The 21,897-nt window shown below is 43.1% G+C and carries 4 protein-coding genes; all 4 read right to left on the bottom strand.

The window, feature by feature from the left end; translation table 11 throughout:
• Window positions 1-48 precede the first annotated feature (48 nt).
• The 4 genes from HGD76_RS20460 to HGD76_RS20445 are packed head-to-tail and all read right to left on the bottom strand — an operon-like array spanning window position 49 to window position 21,818.
• Window positions 49-12,726, bottom strand: a complete 12,678-nt coding sequence (locus HGD76_RS20460) for a non-ribosomal peptide synthetase/type I polyketide synthase (protein ID WP_168696856.1) — start codon at window positions 12,724-12,726, stop codon at window positions 49-51.
• A 1-nt stretch (window position 12,727) separates the two neighbouring features.
• Entirely contained in the window at window positions 12,728-16,351 is a 3,624-nt protein-coding gene (locus HGD76_RS20455; RefSeq protein ID WP_168696855.1) for a type I polyketide synthase, read from the bottom strand.
• The gene (locus tag HGD76_RS20450) at window positions 16,348-19,578 is read right to left on the bottom strand and encodes a type I polyketide synthase (protein WP_168696854.1); all 3,231 of its coding nucleotides are present in this window, start codon (window positions 19,576-19,578) and stop codon (window positions 16,348-16,350) included. The genes HGD76_RS20455 and HGD76_RS20450 overlap by 4 nt, the downstream gene beginning before the upstream one ends.
• Window positions 19,575-21,818: an AMP-binding protein gene (locus HGD76_RS20445; protein ID WP_168696853.1), complete on the bottom strand. Its 2,244-nt coding sequence runs from the start codon at window positions 21,816-21,818 to the stop codon at window positions 19,575-19,577. Before HGD76_RS20445 ends, HGD76_RS20450 begins: the two co-directional genes overlap by 4 nt.
• Between the last annotated feature and the right edge of the window lie 79 nt (window positions 21,819-21,897).

Genomic DNA, 21,897 nt, shown 5'->3' with positions numbered 1-21,897 from the left:
CTTATCCATTTCATCCTTATTTACTAAGTTGATTACCAATTACCAATCCTATTGATTAGGCTTGAAATTTTCGTCTTTTAATTCCTCAGATAGTGCCAATTTACCTTCAGAAGATACTTTGGCTTGATGACGTTTTCGAGATATTTTGGTGATTTTGGGAATTATAGATTCACCAGTTGTTTCTAATTGCAGCTTTTCAATTAAAGTAGCAAGTTCAGCCGCAGTAGGCATCTCAAATAAGGATTTGAGAGGAATATTGACCTGAAACTCTTTTTGCAATCGAGAAATAACTTGAGCAGCTAATAAGGAATGTCCTCCCAATGCAAAGAAATTATCATCAATACTAATTTGTTGCAAATCAAGAATTTGGCAAATGATTGCCACTACTTTAATTTCCATGGGTGTTCGAGGTTCTCGCCGCTCAGAAGCCTGATTTGGACTATAATTAGGTTCGGGTAGTAATTGACGATTTACTTTACCTGTTGCCGTTAGAGGTAGACTGTCTAACTCTACAAAAAACAACGGAATCATATATTCTGGTAGTTGGTTTTTGAGAAACTTTCGGATCTCTTGAGTAGTTACAGATTGTCCTGATTTAACAACTATGTAAGCAACAATATCATCCTCTCCAGAGGTTTTTTGTTTAGCAATGACTACACCTTCTCCGACTGCTGGATGTTGGTTTAAAATGGCTTCAATTTCTCCTGGTTGAACACGAACTCCTCGAATTTTAATTTGATGATCTAAACGGCCTAAAATTTCAATTGCCCCATCAGAACGATAGCGTCCATTATCGCCTGTATAGTACAGCAAATCCTGCATATCTTGACGAAATGGATTGAGTACAAATGGCGAGGGAATTGGGTTAATGTACCCCAATGTCCGAAATGGTGTTCGCACGACAATTTGCCCAATTTCACCAATACCACAAAGTTGGTTTTGAGTATTGAAAATCAGAATTTGAGTGTCAGGTAAAGGCCAACCTCCAGGGAGAACTCCCACGGAAATTTCTGGAGGTACTTGATAAAAGCACTTCACCATTGTGGTTTCGGTAGCACCATAAAGATTAACAATATTTCCGGCTGCTGGAAAGTTTTGCCGCCATTTTTGAACGAGGGAATGAGTTAATGGTTCTCCAGAAAAGAATACCCACCGCAATGAACTTAATGTGATTGTTTCGGGAATTTGTTGTAACCAAGATTGGGCAACTGCGGGAACGGTATGAAATAGGGAGATTTTTTCTGTTTCTAGCCAAGACAAAATCTGAGGTGAGCCGGGAATGTAGTCTGGATCTGGTAAACAAAGGGTTGCACCACTGGTTAAGGGGAGAAAAATATCTCTGAGAATGGCATCAAAGGCCAGTCCAATTAGTTGGGCAATGCGATCGCTCGGTGTAATCTCAAAGGTGTGACGTTGCCAATGGATAAAATGGGCAATACCTTTGTGCGTTCCCAATACTCCTTTAGGCGTTCCCGTGCTACCAGAGGTAAAAAAGATGTAGGCTGGATCATTGGGTGCAAGGGCAGGTAAGGGGATATCATCAGTAGCCATTTCTTCCCCAATTGCCCCAGTATGAGGATCTATGGCGATGATTTTCAGTTCCTTTTCCCACACTGTTGAGGGATTACCAATGGTAATTACATAACGAGCTTGGGTTTGCTCAAGCATCAGGTTTTGACGCTGTGGTGGTAGGTGGGGATCAATAATTACTAGCACGCCTCCACTCAAAAGGATACCCAAAATACTAGCAATTACACCGAAACTGCGATCGCCTGACAATGCGACTGCATCCTTTGGCTGTAATCCATGATGAATCAGCATTTGGGCTATTTTTCGGGAGACTGTCGCCAATTCTCCATAGGTCCAATTTCGCCCATGTTGACAAATTGCTATTTGTGCAGGGGTTTGTTTTGCCCAGTTGATAAATGATGTGGATACAAGCTCATAGTCTGGCTCTACCAAGGGCATGGCAGGATCAGGCAATAAAGCCGCAGATTGAGGAGATAAGAGGGAATAGGATTGAATCTTCTGATCAGGATGATCAACCACTTGTGTTAATAAAAAGACAAACTGCTCCAGTAAAGCGGTCATCCGTGACGGGGCAAATAAACCCTGACGATAGACCAGTTCCACATTTAAGGCTTCACCAACTTGACGAATATAAAAGGTTAGCCAGAATTTAGCATAAGGTTCGGGTTGGGTTAACCGTTCAAAGGTCAAATCTCCCAAGTCCAGAACTGCCTCTGGGGTGTTCACAAAGTTAAAAAGCACATCAAACAAAGGATGGCGATTTAAGACTCGTTCTGGACGTAATTCTTCCACCAACTTTTCCAAGGGAATATCTTGATGGGTATAAGCCCCTAGTGTTACTTCCCGAACCCGCTTTAATAATTGTCGGAAGTTGGGATTGTCGGCTAAATTAGTGCGAAGAGGCAAGGTGTTGATAAAGAAGCCGACCAAATCTTCACAACCAAAATGATGACGACCGGCTATGGGTGAACCGACAATGATATCTTCTTGCCCTGTGTGACGAGACAAAAGCACATTAAAAGCTGCGAACAGGGTCATAAATAAAGTTACCCCTTCTTGATCACTGAGTGCTTTTAAAGATTGAGTAAGCGATCGCTCTATGGATAGATGTTCCCCCACACCCCGATGATCTTGTCCCGCAGATAAGCCATAATCCAGGGGAAGATTGAGAATTGGTAAATTACCCCCTAACTGAGTTTGCCAATAGCTGAGTTGGGTTTGTAATACCTCACCTGTCAACCATTGACGTTGCCAAATCGCAAAATCTGCATATTGAATATTCAGGTTTGTCAATGGAGAAATGCGGTTTTGGCTAAAAGCTTGATAGAGAGTGGATAATTCTCCCACGACAACACCCACTGACCAACCATCAGAAACAATATGGTGCATTGTAATTAATAACACATATTCTTTAGGACTAATCAGTAATAAGGTAGCCCGCATCAAGGGAGGTTGAGACAAATTAAAAGGAGTTTGCGCTGCCTCAAGGATGTGTTTTTGAACACTAATTTGCTGTTGATCAACGGACAAAGACTGTAAATCAATTGTCGGTAAAGTTAGCCTAGCTGCCGGTGAGATAACTTGTACAGCTTGACCATCTCTAGTTTGAAAGCCCGTTCTTAGCACTTCATGGCGTTGAACAATTTCCGCCAAAGCCCGTTCTAAAGCTGGAACGTGGAGATTACCCTGAAGACGAACTGCCGCTGGCATATTATAGGTTGCATTAGCCTCTTCCAGTTGGTCAATAAACCACAGTCGTTCTTGAGACCAGCTTAGGGGTAATTCTAGATCAGGAGTCCGCTCTACAGCCTGAATAGGTGGGGCAAGTTTTCCTAAACCCTGTTGCAACTGCTGATGAATAATTGAGTCAATTCCAGCCACCGTAGGTGCTGCAAATAAGCTAACCAAGGGGAGGTTAATTTGGAAAGTTTCCCGCAAGCGAGAGATTACCTGAGTAGCTAACAGGGAGTGTCCCCCTAGCTCAAAAAAGTTGTTGTCAATACCTATGGACTCCAACCGTAAAACAGTAGTAAATATATCTGCGATCGCTTGTTCCGTAGGAGTACGCGGGGCAATAAAATCGGCTACTTGGCTCAAATCCTGTGCTGGCAGAGGCAAAGCCTGACGATTTACTTTCCCGTTCGCTGTTAAGGGAATACCCTCCAAGTTGATCAAGAAACTCGGTATCATATAATCAGGTAATTGCCCTTGCAAATACTGGCGCAATTCCTGAGCAGAAGGAACATTAACACCTACTATTTGCACCGCCACCCAGTAAGCTATGAGACGTTCTTCCTCTACCAAGACAACTACTTGTTGTACCCCTGGATGTTGACTGAGGATAGATTCTACCTCACCCAACTCAATTCTAAATCCCCGTATTTTTACTTGATTATCAATTCTTCCTAAGAACTCAATATTACCATCTGGCAGATAACGAGCTAAATCTCCAGTTTTGTATAACCGCTCAGAGTCGGGGGTATGTGAATAGGGATGAGAGACAAACTTTGCCGCCGTTAATTCCGGGCGATTAAAGTATCCTGAACCTACACTTGCACCCCCAATATAAATTTCCCCAGGTACACCAATGGGGACAGGTTGCTGATACTGATCTAAAATATAAACCTGGGCATGGGGAAGGGGACGACCTAAAGGAACTGTCTTAGATAGATATTCTAACTGCTGCTGGTCTTGAGGAACGCAGAAAGTTAAAACTCCTACTGTTGTTTCACTCGGTCCATAGTGATTGAAAATCCGGCATTGAGGTGCTAAATTTTGCATCTTTTGGGCTAAATCCCAAGCAAGAGTATCTCCACCCAAAATCAGAGTATGTCGCGGTAATACCTGTAGCGATTGTTCACCATCTAATAGAGCGTTGAGGTGAGCAGGAACAATCTTCAGGTAATCAATTTGATGTTGGCTAAAGTATGCGGCTAAAGACCGAGGATCAGTAGAAGTTTCCTGTGTAATAATGTGCAGGACACCACCAGTACAAAGTGTGGGAAAAATGGCGGTATAACCCAAATCGGCCGCAAAAGTGGAAACCGTAGCAAAACTCCGACCGGGTTGCAAGTCGAGACATTCAATAATACTTGTAGTATAAGCAGCGAGATTGCCATGTTCAATAGCTACCCCCTTGGGCTGACCCGTTGAACCGGATGTAAAAATGATGTATGCCAGATCATCAGATTTTACTAGACAGGGACTATTTTCAGAACTGGTACTCAATTCCCTGTCCAGCAATACCACAGGGCATGAGAGAGAATCAGGTAGATTGGCGCTGTATTCGGCTTGAGTTAACAGCACTGCCGGTTGAATATCTGCAAGCAGTAACGCTAGACGGTGAGGAGGTGTAGTAGAGGCATCCAACAGCACATAAACACCTCCCGCCTTCCATATTCCCAATATACCAACTAAACACACAACAGAGCGGCCAACATAAAGCACCACTAGATCACCAGACCTAACAGGAAAACCGTCAATTTTCCCCTCCTCCTTCTTCCCCTCCTCCTTCGTGACCTTCGTGCCTTCGTGGTTCATTAAATCATATCTGATCTCACCACCAAGCAAACAAGCGAGTTGATTTGACCGGGCATTTAACTCATAATACGTTAACTTCTCCTCTTCACAGACCACAGCGATGGCATCAGGAGTCTGATCAACCTGTACCTGAAAACGGTGATGAATGCAATCCTGTTCTAACTTTGATGCAGGAGGATTCCACCCAACCAACAACTGCTGACGCTGCTGGTGAGTCAACAATGGTACAGTCGCCACAGACTGATTTGGCTGGGCAATAATTTCCTGTAATAAAGTGTGGAAATGATCTAGCCAACGCTCAATAGTGGCATCATTAAACAAATCTGTATTGTATTTTGCCTCTAATATTAAGCGATCGCCCATATCAATAACGATAAAATGCAGATCAAAGTGAGTAAAGCTCACAGGCCGCTCTACCAAAGTTGTCTGCAAATCCCTCAATTGAGTAGTGGGTACTGGTGGCTGCAAGTTAAACGTCACAGATACCAAAGGTGTACGACTGTGATCAGATTTAAGATTCAGCCGCTTTAATAATTGGGAAAAGGGATAATCCTGATGTTCATAAGCCGTCAATAATGTCCTGCGAATTTCCGCCAAATAAGCCAGAAAAGTCAAATCCTCTTGGAAACAACTACGGATAGGTAATAGGTGCGTTGCGTATCCGACCATTGTTTCACCACCAGAGAGAAAACGCCCAGATGTGGGAATCCCCAGCACTATTTCTTCCTGTCTGCTGAGACGATGCAAAAATACGAAATGAGCCGCCAGCAAGGTCATAAATAGGGTACATCCTTGACCCTGGCTTAACCGTCGTAATTGTTCACGTAAACTAGGATCAGTCTCCCTAGTTTGGCGATGACCATGATAGGTTTTACTTAGGGGACGAGTGCGGTCTGTGGGTAGTTCTAAAACTGGTATAGAATTAGCAAACTGTTCTAGCCAAAAGGACTCATGATTGAGCATTTCTTCAGTTTGGCTGCGGTTGTTTTGCCAGTTGAGAAATTCCCGAAATTGGAGGGGACTATCTAGGGTAACTGCTGAACCGTTGCTTAAATCAGAATATATCTGTGCAATTTCTTTGAGAATATTTTCCACAGACCAACCATCAGAAATAATGTGATGAATGGTAATCACTAGAACATGACGCTGTTGTTCCAGTTTCAATACTTCCACTTGCAATAAAGGATCTTTGACTAAATTCAGGGGTTTTTGGCTACGTTTAACCAACCAATCCCGCAATTTATCATCCTGTTCACCCTGGACACTGGAGAGGTCAATCAGGGGGATTTCTATGACTAGGGTAGGCAGAATTTCTTGCCATTCTCCTTGGGGGTCAATCACAGTCCGCAGTGATTCATGCCGTTGAATCACAGTCTGGATTGACTGTTTTAAAATCTCTACTTGTAAATCACCACGTAATTCTAAGTTGACATTATCGTTATAGACAATAGACCCCTCCCTAACAATTTCCGACAATAGCCATAGTTGCTTTTGGGCTTCACTTAAGGGTATTCTCAAATGAGCAGAGGGTGTTTGTGGCTGCGTTAAGTTCAACAATAGAGGCTTGTGTTGCACATTGAGGGATTGACAAAACTTCGGCCAATCAATGGGAAATACCCCAACTTGCACAGGAGGTTGATTTAACAGTTGTCCCAGGGCGTGAAAACCCTCTCTGGGAGCGATCGCTTCCATACCATAACTGCGCCAAAGTTTATCAAAATACTCTTGCCAGCGTTGTTTCTGCGCTCCTTCTAATCGGGTAACTTTACCGATTTCTGTCCAAGATCCCCAATTTATACTCACTGCTGGCAAATCCTTAGCTCGACGAAGATGAGCCAAAGCATCTATAAAAGCATTTGCAGCCGCATGATTACTTTGTCCAGGAGAACCCAATAAGGAAGCAATGGAAGAGAACAGCACAAAGTGTTTGATTGGCAAGTCTTGGGTTAAAATATGAAGATTCCAAGTTCCTAAAACTTTAGGATTAAATACCGTCTCAAAGCGTTCCCAGGTCTGCTGAAATAATACACCATCATCTAACAACCCAGCCAAGTGAAAAATGCCCTGAAGCTGCGGCCAATTGTCTTTAGTTCGTTCTTGTACTTTTCGTAATAACGCGGATAAATCAGCAGAATTAGACACATCTAACTGAGCCACCATCACCTGTATACCCTGTTGCTGCAACTGTCTAATCTGGGTTTGAATCTTAGCAGAGGGGACAGAACGCCCACAGAGGACTAAATGACCTATCCCTTGGTCAACTAACCATTTTGCCAACCGAATCCCCAATGCACCCAGTCCACCAGTAATCAAATAAGTTCCTTCTAAGCCCAAGTTCACAGGGACAATATCAGCATTACTGACGCTATGACGGGCTAGACGGGCAACATAACGTTTTTCTTGATGTAGCAAAACCTGATCTTCCGCTTGTTCTCCCTTCCCTTGCTGCGCTCTGATTTCTAACCATAGCTGCTGGGAAACTTCAAAAGCCGTTCTTTGAGCATCAATATCAATTAAACCACCCCACATTTCTGGATGTTCTATAGTCACTACACGACCTAAACCCCATAGTGATGATTGAGCGATTCCAGTTGGCGCATTGTTTTCCGCCATAATTGCTTGTTGGGTGATTAACCACAGTTGTGGACAAGCATTTTTTAAGTCAGGATGTTGATCTACTGCTTGAACCAAATGCAGCACACTAGCACAGACCATTTGTTGAGATTGATGGAGTAAATCAACTGTCAATTGGTCAGATAATGGACTGTCGAGACTCCAAAGATGAATAATTCCCTGGAGAGGAAGTTCACTAGCTGCAATTTGATTTTGTAGAAGCTGATTAAAAGCCGTTGGGTCAGTAGGATTAAGCTCCAAATCTGATTTAGGTAAAGTTGTGTCACTACCTTGAGGATAAATTAGCGCACAGGTTTGATCATGGGAACGAAGTTGATTTGCTAAAGCATTTCCCACACCTTGTTTATCAGCAAAAATTAACCAATGTCCAGGTTCTGCGGGTGAAAGTGCAGAAACATCACAGGGCTGTTGTTGCCAATCCAGGGTATAAAGCCAATCAGCCGTTTTTAGTTGATTTATCCGTTCTTTTAAAGTTTTTAAGTGAGGTAAATTTGCTAATACAGCGGCTTCTTCCACCCCAAAGTCAATTAAACAGGCAATTTCATCAACACCAATTGCTAGGAGTTTTTCCACAATCTCAATACAAGAATCTGGTGTCCCAATCAAGGCGCTGGTTTGAATATAACGTTGATATGCTGCTGACAGAATATAGTCTTTGTCATCCTCTGTCATCTTTTCAAAATCTGCCACTTCCAAACCTTGACTTTTCACTAAGGCTTGAAAAAGACCAATAGATGAGGTGAGATAATCCTGAAATGGTTGACGAGCTTGTTCTTGTACCTGTTGAAGATCAGTGCCGACAAAGGTATGTAGTAACACTGTAACTTGACCAACGCTGGCATCATAACCATGAAGTGCTAGAGATTCCCGATAGAGGGCAATATTGCGGGCTAAATCATCTACAGTTTGACCCATAAGGTTGGTCAAAACTCCTATTCCCATTGCCCCGGCTCGAATATAAGTATCTGGGTTATTAACTATTGTCACCCAAGCAGGTAATTCCTGTTGTTGGGGCATGGGAAATGTGCGAATTTCTGCTAGTTTACCAGACCCACTGGGCAATTGAATTGATTCTCCTCGCCACAGTTTTTGGACTGTTTCTATGCCCTCGAACATAATTTCCCGGCGGTCGTCATAGTCTTGAGGGGCAAATATAAAGTCATGGGGATGCCAACCGGAAGCGAAGGAAATTCCCACCCGTCCTTGGGAAATGTTGTCTATAATTGCCCAATCTTCGGCGACGCGTACAGGATGATGGATAGGTAATACCACACTACCTGCCCGTAGATGAATTTGGCTGGTGACTTTAGCTAGGGCAGCACAAAGAACTGAGGGATTAGGGGAAAAACCGCCAAAGGCGTGAAAGTGGCGTTCTGGTAGCCACACAGATGTAAAGCCATTCTCGTCTGCATATTTGACTCCAGCAAAGAGAAGGCTATATTTATCGCTGGCAAATTCTGCGTCATAACTGCCGAAATAATAAAGACTGAATTGCATTTCTTTATTAGCTGGAACATTTATGGGAAAATCAGCAGCGGATTTTTCTAGTTCACTTAATCTGGGTTTAAATTCCCGTCGTTCCCAAAATTCTTGGCGTTTAGAGTTCTTAGTTCCCGTTTGTGCAAAGTTAACAGGGGAATTTTCAGGTGGGGAAACAAGATGGGAAATATGTTGTTGTGTTTGTGATAATGTTGTTTCTCCCCGGAGGACTGCTAATTGTTGGGACATGAGATCAGACATGGCCTGTAACTGCTGGCTCATAATCCGTTCTATGGCATTAGTACCAATTTGCTCAAGTGCTGGAGTTTGTGGAGATGAATTAGCTGATAAAGATTCATTTTTCTTTGTTTCGACATTGGGGGTAGTTGCTTCTGCTGCTAATACCACCTCTTGACTATTATTTTGTGCAGGTGGAGTAAATACAAATCCTGCGGGAAGATGTTCGTTAATATAAGTACCTAACGCATTTAAGGTAGATAGGTCTTCAAATAATTTGCGAATGGGAATTCTCACCCCAAAAGTGGTTTCTAACTTCTGACCTGTTTCCATGAAAACGATAGAATCAGCCCCCATTTCTACCAAGGGAATCTGAATATCTACTTCATCTGGGGAAATTTGCAACGCTTGACCAATGAGAAATTGCAAGCTTTTAAGAATTTGTACTCGTTGTGAAGAGAGTGCGGTATCTGCTTGTAAAACCGCAGGTACGGATTTAATAACCCCTACCTCCTGCTCCCGATTCTCTAAAGCTGGTGTTTCAAACCAGTAACGCTGACGTTGAAAGGGATAATTGGGTAAAATCAGCCGTTGAAAGGGGTAATTTTCGTCAAATCCTGACCAATTTACGTCTGCACCACGCACATATAATTCGGCGAGACTATTCAATAATATCGAATGGGCTGGTTGTCCTGTTACCAGGGAAGGAAGCCACAATAGGTTATCCCCCAATTGACACCTATTTCCCAATTTCGATAAAATCGGTTTTGGTCCAATTTCTAAAAAAGTTTCATAACCCTGTTCTACTAATGTTCTCAACCCGTCCGTAAATTTCACGGCTTCTCGGCTATGCTGTTGCCAATACTGCCCATCTAAGCGTTGACCTGCTGATAGGGTCTGTCCCGTTAAATTGCTAATGATAGGGATACGGGGAGGATGGATTTTGATCTGATTAGCAGCTTGTGCTAATTGGTTGAGAATGGGGTCTACTAGGGGTGAGTGAAAGGCATGGGAGGTGTTGAGGGGGCGGCTATCTATTCCCGCATTTTCCAGCTTGGTTTTAATTGCTGCAATTGCTTGTTTTTCACCGGAAATGACGATATTTTCTAAACCATTATAGGCGGCGATCGCTACTTTATCTTCATGGGAGGCGATCGCTTGCATCACTCGATCTTTATCCGCAAATACCGCTAACATTTCCCCATTATCAGGTAAAGATTGCATCAAGCGAGCGCGGGTGGCAATCAATTTTAACCCATCTTCCAGGCTGAATACTCCGGCTATACAAGCTGCCACATATTCCCCTACACTATGCCCCATGACGGCGTTAGGCTTGATGCCCCAGGAGATCCACAATTGAGCTAGGGCATATTCTAAGGCAAATAAGGCAGGTTGAGTATAATTTGTTTGATCAAGGAAAGAAGTTTCCGACTCGTGGGGATTTTGAGGATAGAGAATTTCTAATAGTGATTTTTCTAAGTGCGATCGCACAATGGTGTCACACTGTTCTATAATCTTACGAAATAAAGGTTGGGTTTCATAGAGTTCCCGACCCATATCAACATATTGAGAACCCTGGCCTGTAAACAAAAAAGCAACTTTAGGATTACCACCATTCGATGATAATTGCCCATGCAATACTCCTGTCATCTGTTCCTGTGGTGAGGTCAAATTCTCCAGTTTTGTAGCTAGTTCTTGAGTTTCAGAAACAAGTAATGCTAAACGATGCTTGAAATGACCGCGACCTGTATTCGCACTGTAGCAGATATCCGCAATTTTTAAATCGGCATTGATATCTAACCAAGACTGATAACGCTTCACCAAATCCTTTAATGCTGGTTCTGTTTTAGCAGAAAGAGTTAATAAATGTAGGGGTCTCTCTAGGGAAGAATGGGCAGGTTTTAATTGTGGAGGTGCTTCTGCTAAAATAATATGAGCATTAGTTCCTGTTGCTCCAAAAGAGTTTACCACTCCAATGCGACTGCCAGATTGGACAGACCAGGGGGTAATTTTAGTAGGGACTATAACCGAAAAATCCTGCCAATTGAAGTGTGTTGTGGGAGTTTTTAGGTGCAAATGGGGGGCAATTTGTTGATGCTGTAATTGGAGAATAACTTTGATTACTCCTGCTACCCCAGCAGCAGTTTCCACATGGCTGATATTGGTTTTAGCCGAACCGATAAATAAGGGGTTATCCTGGGAATGATGAGCAGCGTAAATTTTGGCAAGCGATCGCAACTCAATCGGATCTCCTAGAGGTGTACCCGTACCATGTGCCTCCACATAACTTACCTCAGCCGCTTCTATCTTAGCCATCTTCAAAGCCTGAAGCATCACCTGTTGCTGGGAATTGCCATTGGGAACTGTCAACCCACTGCTAGGACCATCCTGATTAACTGCTGAACCGCGAATTACTGCCAGAATTTTGTCACCATTAGCTTCTGCATCAGATAGACGTTTGATCACTAAAATCCCGCATCCTTCACCACGACCAATCCCATCAGCACTAGCATCAAAGGTTTTACAACGACCATCGCTAGACAACATATTTGCTTTGGAAGTCGCAATCATACTGTCAGGAAGCAAAATCAAATTTACTCCCCCCACTACAGCCATTTGACATTCTTGTTGTCGTAAACTTTGACACCCTTGATGAATCGCTACCAGGGAAGATGAACAAGCGGTATCAATAGCCATACAAGGGCCTGTAAACCCGAAGGTATAGGAAATCCGTCCTGCTGCCGCATAGGAAGGTGATCCCGTGACTCCATAGGCCTCTACACTAACATCTGAATGTGATTGTTTAGCAATAGAACCATAATCATTCAGGGTGATACCGACAAAAACCCCTGTGGAACTACCCTGATTCCGTTGGGGGATATGTCCGGCATTTTCTAAGGCTTCCCAAGTTACTTCCAAAAGTAACCGATGTTGGGGGTCAATACTTACGGCTTCACGGGAGGAAATGCCAAAAAATTGGGGATCAAATTTGTCTACTTCTGGTAAAAATCCCCCTGATTTAGTATATATTTTGCCAGGAGTCTGGGGATTTTCGTCATAGTAGTCAGCAATATTCCAGCGTTGGGAAGGGATTTCTGTTACCGCGTCTGTACCTGATTTCAGGATTTCCCAAAAGGCTTGAGGATCATTTGCGCTTCCTGGAAACCGACAGGACATACCAATAATGGCAATTGGTTCTGTTTTAGCATACTTCAGCCGATTAACTTGAGATTCCAGTTTTTCGATGAGTAAAACAGACCGTTGTAAAGAGGACAGATTTTTAACGTTATCGGTAACAGCAGTCATTTTAGTCATCCTCCAAAGCTCTGGCTAATTTTTGATTAATCAAATCCTCTAATGTCTGTTCGGATAATTCCTGGATTGTTTGGGAAAGTTCCGTTTCCAAGCCTGATGGTTGTGACACTGGTTGGACATTATCATCATCTATTGCAGATTCCCACTGAAGTACCTCTGTGATGATGTACTCAGTTAAACTAATAACATTAGGGTGTTCAAAAATCAACACGGTTGGCAAAGAAGAACCTAAGCTATTTTCCAGCTTATTCTTAAAGGCGACGGCTAATAAAGAATCCATGCCTAAATCAAAGAACCCTACCTCTGGGTTAAACAATGGCTGATTGGCAGAGTAACCGAGGATGTTGGCTACTTCTTGTTGTAAATGAGTCACTACTTGTTGGTAACGCTCACTTTCCGGTAATGTCTCCAACTGTTGCCAAAGGATATCTCGTTGTCCTATTTTTGCCTGAGTTGCGCTATTTTGTGCCTCTATTTGTCCTAAAAGCAGTTTACCAGTAGTCCCTTCATAAAGGGGTTTGAATAGTGACCAATCCATATCGGCAATGACCATATTCGCTACATCTGCTTGTGAGAAAAAGCCTCCAGCCACATCTAGTAAATCACTAGGGTGAGTTAAATTTAAACCTATTTGGGTAGTATATTTCTCCCCTGCCGGTGAAGCTAAAGCCATACCACCACCTGCTAAAGCCCCAACATTGACGGTTAATGCTGGTAGTCCTAAACTGTGACGATAGTGGGCAAAAATATCTAGGAAGTAATTAGCCGCAGCATAATGTCCTAGTCCTTGAGATCCAAATACGGGAGACATGGAAGAGGTGCTGAAGAAGAAATCGAGATGGAGATCCAATGTGAGTTGATGTAAGTTCCAGGTGCCAAAAACTTTAGGACGCAACATGGCATCCATATCATTAGTTGTGATATTTGTCAATAGGTTTTGTTGACTCAAACCTGCTATGTGGAAAATTCCCTTTAAGGGTGGACAGGTAGATTGGATGGTAGCGATCGCCTCGGTCATGCCCGTTACATCGGACACATCTGCTTCAACAACCAGGACTTGAACTCCAGTTTTTTCTAATTCCTTAATGGCGGACTGGACTGGACTGGATGGGGTGCGTCTGCCGATTAAAGCTAGGGATTTCGCGCCTTTTTTTGCCAACCATTTCGCACTTTCTAGTCCAAAATGCCCAAATCCTCCGGTAATTGCATAAGTAGCTTCTGGTTGCAGTTGGATAGATTGGGGTGAAACTGGTGTTTTTTGACTCTTGACTAGGCGGAGAATATGGGGATGTCCTTGACGGAGAACAATCTGATCTTCGCGATCGCTTGTTTGTAATATGTGCAGTAATTGTTTCGCAGATACTTCAGGTGTATTATCTCCATCTAAATCTACCAATCCTCCCCACACCTTGGGCAATTCGGTGGCTACAACTCGTCCTAAACCCCAAATCGGAGCTTGAGCAATAGAACGGGGAGTTGTTTCTGATCCCACCTGCTGCACGTCCTGAGTCACAATCCAGATGGGGGGAATTTGAGCCTGAGCAGTTTGGCTAACTGCTTGCACTAGATGTAAAAAACTGGTGACAGTTAGGGTTTGATCCTGTTGCAGAGATGGCAACGTGGTGGCTTGACTGGGAGTAACATCTAAACTCCACAGATGCAGTATACCGCGACAGAGAGGATGTCCTGGCGCTAAAGCCTGACTCATTAACTGTTGCATCTGGGTTTGATCCCCAGGAGTCACAACAATTTGCTGTTGGGGTTGATTCTGGGAGTTTTCACTGTGATTAATAATCCAACAGGTATCACCTTGGGCTTCTAATAACTCAATTACATTCTGACTAACTCCAGATTGGTCTGCAAATATTAACCACACACCTGGCTCGGTTGTGGTTGACGCAACTTCTACCCAAGGCTGAGGTTGCCATTGTAACTCATACAACAAATTCGGATCTTGCTGTTTTTGACTGGTTGATTGACCTGCAACCGTGGTACTTTGCATCTGCAAACCAGATACTTTCACCACCAGATTACCTGTACTATTAAAAATATAAATATCTCCTTCTATCATCTCTTGAGCAGCGACACTAGAATTACTGCTTTGATGGTGACGCAGGACAGCATGACTCCAAACTTCCGTTCCTAGAGATTCATAAATTTGAAAACTCTTGAGTCCTGTGGGTAAATAGAGGGACATTTTCTCTGGGGTAGTCTGAGTATCAGTCTCCATTCCTCCCGATAGGATTTTACCCAGTAATGTTGCCCCTAAGACTTGGTGACAGGCATCTAATACCGCCGCTCGCACTTGAAACCCATTACCAAAGGCTACCTCACCTGATAATTTAATTTGGGCTAAGGCTTCTCGTTCACCTAACCACAGATTTTGAATACCCTGATAGGTTGCTTGTAACTGTAACCCATGTCCTTGCAGTAGTTGATAAAATTCGCGGGCGTTTCTCTGATCTTGACAACGCAAACGAATAGTTTCTAGGGACTCTACAGGAATAACGGACTGGTGCGAAGTTACTAACTCCTGCTTCCTGTTCCCTGTTAAGAGTTCCCTGTTCCCCATTCCCTGATCCTCTTCTCGTAATTGATTGAGATCAGGTAACTGTTGGAGAATCAGTTCTTTACTTAAACCAAAATCCAGTAAGCACGCTACTTCATTAACACCAATTCTATCCAACTGTGCTAGTAAGTTCTGACAAGTCTCAGGAGTGCCAATTAAGCCTCTTGATGTCGCAAAGCGATCATACAAAAAGTTAACAAAATCATTCAAGTCTCGCTCAGGCAATGTACTAATATCAACATCGTGACCTCGACTTTGGGCTAGTCCTTTGAGAAGTCCAATGTTGGCTTTGAGGTAATTACAGTAAGGTAGTCTTGCTTGTTCACGGACTAGCTCAAAATCTTGACCAACAAAGGTATGCAGCATGAGTGAGACTATTCCTGCTTCTGGATCATGACCGTTTCTAGCTCTAGCTTGACGGTAGAGGGCGATTTTTTCTCCTAATGTTTCCACCTCTTGATCTAGAAGGTGCGTTAGCAGATTTGCCCCCACTTCTCCGGCTTTGATGTATGTTTGGGGATTACCTGCTGCTGTGATCCAAATGGGCAATTGGGGCTGTATGGGGGTGGGATAAATGCGGACTTCTGTGGGTTGTCCTTTGCCGTCGGTAACTTTTAGAGATTCTCCTTGCCAGAGTTTGCGTAAAATCTCTAAGTTGGTAAAAACGGCTTGGTGGCGATCGCTATACTTGTCTGGAGAGGTGGCAAAATCACCAGGATTCCAACCCGGCGCTAAAGATATACCCACTCGTCCATTGGACAGGTTATCTACTAAAGACCATGATTCTGCTACTTCTAGGGGATGGTGCAGAGGCATAACCACGCTACCTGCTTGTAAACGAATCCGTTGGGTCTCCCTAGCTAAAGCTGCATTCAAAACCGCTGGATTGGGGTATAAACTACCAAATTGAGTAAAGTGCCGCTCTGGTGTCCAAATACTACTAAAGCCGTGCTGATCGGCAAATCGGGCGCTGTCAATCACTAGGCTGTATTTATCACCTACCAGGGCATCTTCACTGCTGGCAAAGAACATTAAACCAAATTTCATACTTCTATTAACCTCCGTGAATTATCTGTTTGTTCTGGATAGGTTGGTGAAGACGAAACTTGTGCATCTGCGTATAAAGTCCACTCTGATGTGGAAGAGGATTTACTGAGGCGACAGCTATACACTTGCAGTAACATCTTACTTTCCGATTGGGGGGAGAGAATCACTTGAATCTTTTGCTCTTCTGCTGTTGACAAAAACAGAGGATAGTAAAGTTTTAAATTAGTAATTTCATTCCCTGGCTGACCAAAGGCTGCTTGAGTGGCTTCAAAAGCTATTTGCAGATACCCAGTATGGGGCATGATCACGGTATCCCAGACTTGATGATCTTTTAACCAAGAGAGATAAAATTCATCTATTGGTGTTTCCCAAATGTAAGTATGGGGCAAGGTTGCTACATTACTCAAACGATATCCTAAAATGGGGTGTCGTTGTTGATCTTGAGAGAATGGGGAATGAGTGACCTGATTTTTGCCTTGGAGATGTCTATTGATCCAGTAGCGTTCTCTTCGAAATGGATAGGTAGGTAGGGCAACTTTGCGACGGTTGGTGTCAGTTTGGTGAAATTCTGGCCAATTCACTGACACACCATGAGTATACAGGGTGGCGAGACTTTGCAGTAATTGTTGGTAGTCAGGAAGTTTTGGATATAGGCTAGGTAAGGTTAAAGGCACTACTGGAGATTCCTGTTGATTTACCATCCCTAACAAGATGGGTTGGGGTCCAATTTCTAAGTAGATTTTATAACCCAGTTGATTTAATGTAGTGACACTATCCGCAAATTTCACGGGGTCGCAGATATGATTTACCCAGTATTGCCCAGTGGTAATGTCTGCGGTGGCTGGTTTTCCTGTGAGGTTAGAAATTAAGGGAATTTGCGGTTGCTTGTAGGTAATTTGGGCGGAAGCAGTGGCAAACTCTGCCAGCATTGGCTGCATGAGTGGGGAGTGGAAGGCGTGAGATACCTGGAGATTTTTGGTTTTGATTCCCTGGGATTCTAATTGGTTACAAACGTCTCTGATGGCTGTTTTCGCCCCGGAAATGACTATGCTGTTGGCTGTGTTGTAGGCAGCGATCGCTATTTGGTCTTTGTAGGGGGTAATAATTGGTTGTACTTGTCCCCCTGATGCCATGACTGCTACCATCTCTCCGTCTTCTGGTAACTGCTGCATCAACCGTCCCCGGTGGGTAATCAGTTTGAGTCCGTCTTCTAGGCTGAAAATCCCGGCTACACAAGCGGCGACGTATTCGCCGACACTGTGACCCATGACTATATCTGGTTTAATTCCCCAGGATTGCCAAAGTTGGGTGAGGGCATATTCTAGGGCAAATAGGGCTGGTTGGGTGCATGCTGTTTGATTAATTAGAGGATTTTCCCTTGTTTGTGAATAGAGAATTTCCAAAAGTGGATACTCTAATTCAGAACTGAGAATTTGGGCGCATTGGTCTAGGGATTGGCGAAAAACTGGTTGGGTTTGGTATAGTTCTTTGCCCATGTTCACATATTGCGAACCTTGTCCTGTGAATAAAAAGGCAATTTTTGGGCGTTTTTTGCTGGTCAGTTGCCCACTGATTACCGAGGTAATTGGTGTCTGTTGTCGGAAATCCTCTAGTTGTCGGTGCAGGTGATGATGTGATTGGGCAATAATCCCTAGTCTATGATCAAAGTGCGATCGCCCTGTATTTGCAGTAAAACATATATCCGCAATGGAGATGTCAGGATGCTGATTTAAAAATTCTTCATAACTTTGGGCTAAATCTCGCAAACCCTGTTCAGTTTTGCCGGAAAGGGTCAAAAGATGCAGTTGTGGATCATCCTCACTTTTGACTGGAGTTGCGGGTGATTCGACAATAATATGTACATTTGTGCCACTCATGCCAAAGCAGCTAATTCCGGCTAAATGGCTATCTTGGGGAGATAATGGAGTTAATTCGGTGGGAATAGCGATCGCTAGTTGATCCCAAGGTATATAAGGATTAGGATTTTGGCAGTGTAAATGGGGCGGTATTTGCTGATGTTGTAAACACAGGACTACTTTAATTAAACTGGCTATTCCCGCTGCGGCTTCCAAGTGACCAAAGTTAGTTTTAACTGAACCAATGATTAACGGTTCTTGCTCTGAGCGACCTTGACAGAAAACTTTCCCTAATGCCAATACTTCAATTGGATCTCCTAGAGGTGTTCCTGTACCATGTGCTTCTACATATTGAATCTGTTCTGGTTTTACACGTGCATTGGTTAAAGCTTGTTTAATTACAGCCTCTTGAGCCAAGCCGTTAGGGGCTGTTAGTCCATTACTTTTACCATCATGATTGGCGGCAGAACCCCGAATTAATGCTAGGATGTTGTCACCATCAGCTTCTGCCTCAGATAGCCGCTTTAGTAACACCATACCACCCCCTTCTCCTCTGACATAACCATCCGCCGCAGCGTCAAAGGTCTTACAACGGCCATCGGTTGATAAAGCGCGAAGTTTGCATCCCAAGATGGTGTTCATGGGGGAAAGAATTAAATTCACACCACCAGCTATAGCCAGATGAGATTCACCGGAACGCAGACTTTGACAGGCTAAATGAATGGCTAATAGGGAAGATGAGCAAGATGTATCTAGTTGCATCGTTAAGCCCTGTAAATCCAGAATATGCGCCAAACGACCAACGGCTATACTGCGAGCGCTCCCTAATCCTCTGTAGGCTTCGACGCTGTTTAAATCCTCAAAATTCAAACTGAGTTGGGAATAATCATCGGAACTCATGCCGACAAATAGGCCTGTTTGCGTGCCTTTCAGTCGCTCTGGGGCAATGCCGGCATTTTCTATGGCTTCCCAGGTCATTTCTAATAACAATCGGTGTTGGGGGTCCATATCCATGGCTTCGCGGGGAGCAATACCGAAAAATTGCGGATCAAATTGGTCTACTTGTTCTAAAAACCCGCCATAACGGGTATATATTTTTCCTGGTGCATCTGGATTAAGATCATAATAACGCTCAACATCCCAGCGATCGCTAGGAACTTCAGTAATAGCATCTACTCCCTGATCTAATAGTTGCCAAAATGTCTCTTGGTCTTTCACTCCACCGGGAAATCGAAACCCCATACCAATAATCGCTATGGGTTCAGTTTTTTGTCGTTCTGTATTTTCGATTTGGGTACGAGCTTGTTTTAGGGCGTGGAGTAACCTTTGTAATGAGGTTGTTTGCTCTTGATTTGATTCAGTATTACTCATTTACCTGCCCCCAACAACTTTTCTAATTCTAATATTTCTTGGTCAATCAATGACTCAATTTCCAGTTGGGGAGGGTAATTAGGTGCTGGGGAAATTTCCTGTTCATCTAGTACCAGTGGTTGAGAAGCAGAGGATTTTTTCTTGAGTTCATCTGTTAAATATTGCCCTAAGGATTCAATGGTGGAGAAGTTCCAAAGTATAGTTGCTTCTAGAGGATGTTCTAGCCAATCCCCTAATGCTTGAGAAAATTCTACCGCCATGATTGAATCTATTCCATAATCGGCAAAAGATTTACTAGGATCAATTTGATGGGGATCTATTTTTAATTTTTTAGCTACCCAGGCTTCAATCCAATTGAGAATAGACTCGATAGTATATTCTGAATTACCATGTAAAGACTCAGATGTGAGATCATATTGAGAAGATTCTAGGGAATTGGCTACATTTTTGAGGATTTCTACTTCTGATTTCCACAAACCTACTACATTCAGATCATCATTTATAAATGAACTTAGACAGGCTTGGCGCTGGATTTTGCCACTGGATGTCTTGAGGATACTGCCTGTCTTCAGCAAGACTACAGCATAAAGTTGCAGTTCATGTTCCTGAGATACTGCTCTGCGGATAGCTGTAACTACTTCATTAATATCAAGTTTTCGTAAATAACTTCGTTCTATTTCTTGACAGACTACTAGCCGTTCTTCACCGTTGATGTCTATGCTAAAGGCAGCACCGCTACCAAGTTTTAGGGATGGGTGACTTTTTTCTACTGTTAGTTCTATATCTTGGGGATAATGATTACGTCCTCGGATGATAATTACATCTTTGATCCGTCCTGTGACAAATAACTCACCATTTTCCAAGAATCCTAAATCTCCTGTGCGGAGAAATGGTCCTTCTTTGGTATCGGCAATGTAGGCTTGAAAAGTTTTTTCTGTCTGTTCAGTCCTATGCCAATAGCCTTGAGCAACATGGGGACCAGCTACCCAAATCTCACCTACTTGGCAATCTGAACAATTAACTAATGTTTCTGGATTAACTATCCGTACAGTTCCTTCTGCACAGGATTTACCACACCCTACGATTGATTGTGTTACTTGATACTCATAATTCTTTTCAGAGGCGATCGCCTCTCCTCGGCTCAAAGCATCTCGATCTAGTGAATAAACAACTGGCAAATCTTCTTTTTTTCCCCCTGATACCAATAGGGTAGTTTCTGCCATTCCGTAACAAGGATAAAAGCTGTTTGGGCGAAAACCACAAGGTGCAAAGGCTTCTGTAAAGGCACGCAAGGTATCTGCTCGAATTGGTTCTGCTCCGTTAAAGGCTAACTGCCAACTACTGAGGTCTAAAGATAAACGCTGGTCGGGCGTGATTTTACGTACACATAAGTCATAAGCAAAGTTGGGTCCGCCGCTAGTAGTGGCTCGATAATCGGAAATAGCTTTTAACCACCGATAAGGCTGTTGGAGGAAGTCTACTGGAGACATTAAAATTGAGGTAATACCTAAGAACAATGGCTGTAACACATTACCCACCAAGCCCATATCATGATAAAGAGGTAGCCAGCCTACAAATAGAGTCTCCTGACTATGACCAAAAGATTTTTGAATCATCTGCTCGTTATGGATCAGGTTGCTGTGAGTCACCATCACAGCTTTTGGGTCTCCAGTTGATCCAGATGTGTATTGTAAAAATGCTATGGTTTGGGATGCCACTACGGGTAAATCCTGTTGTTGTCCGTTATCGGTATTATCTACTACTAAGTTATTCATAGACAGCCATTGCAACCCTTGGGAATCTGAATTGTCTAGCACCATTTCCTGTAATGGTTTTAACAATGATTCGCTGGTGAGACCAATACAAGCTCCTGAATCTGCAACTATGGATTTGATGCGCTTCAAACTCTGGTTACGTCTAGGTGGATTTGTTGGTACTGCAATCATTCCTGCATAGAGGCATCCAAAGAAAGCCTTTATAAACTCTAACCCTGGAGGAAAAACCAATAGTACAGGTAAACTACTATTAGGATTGTGTTGCAGCAGAAGATTAGCTATATTTTCAGCAGATTGATGTAATTCTGCATAACTCAGTCTTGTTTCTTCGGGAACTTCATAGGAATGTTTAATAAAAATAAAGGCTTCTTTACTAGGCTGTTTTAAAGCATATTCCCGTAAAATATCCACTATGGTCAGGGAATTTGTGGGATTGGGAATAGATGTATAACACAGGTGTTCCATAAAAATGAGTTGATATAGGTGTAAGTGAACTACGTTGAAGATGAGAGCCATCTAATAGCGCTTCGCAAAAGTCAAAGGT

Origin of the sequence: Dolichospermum flos-aquae CCAP 1403/13F (assembly GCF_012516395.1) — a bacterium.
GTDB lineage: Bacteria > Cyanobacteriota > Cyanobacteriia > Cyanobacteriales > Nostocaceae > Dolichospermum > Dolichospermum lemmermannii.
The sequence above is the reverse complement of the archived record's forward strand: the minus strand, read 5'-3'. Positions and strand labels throughout refer to the sequence as shown.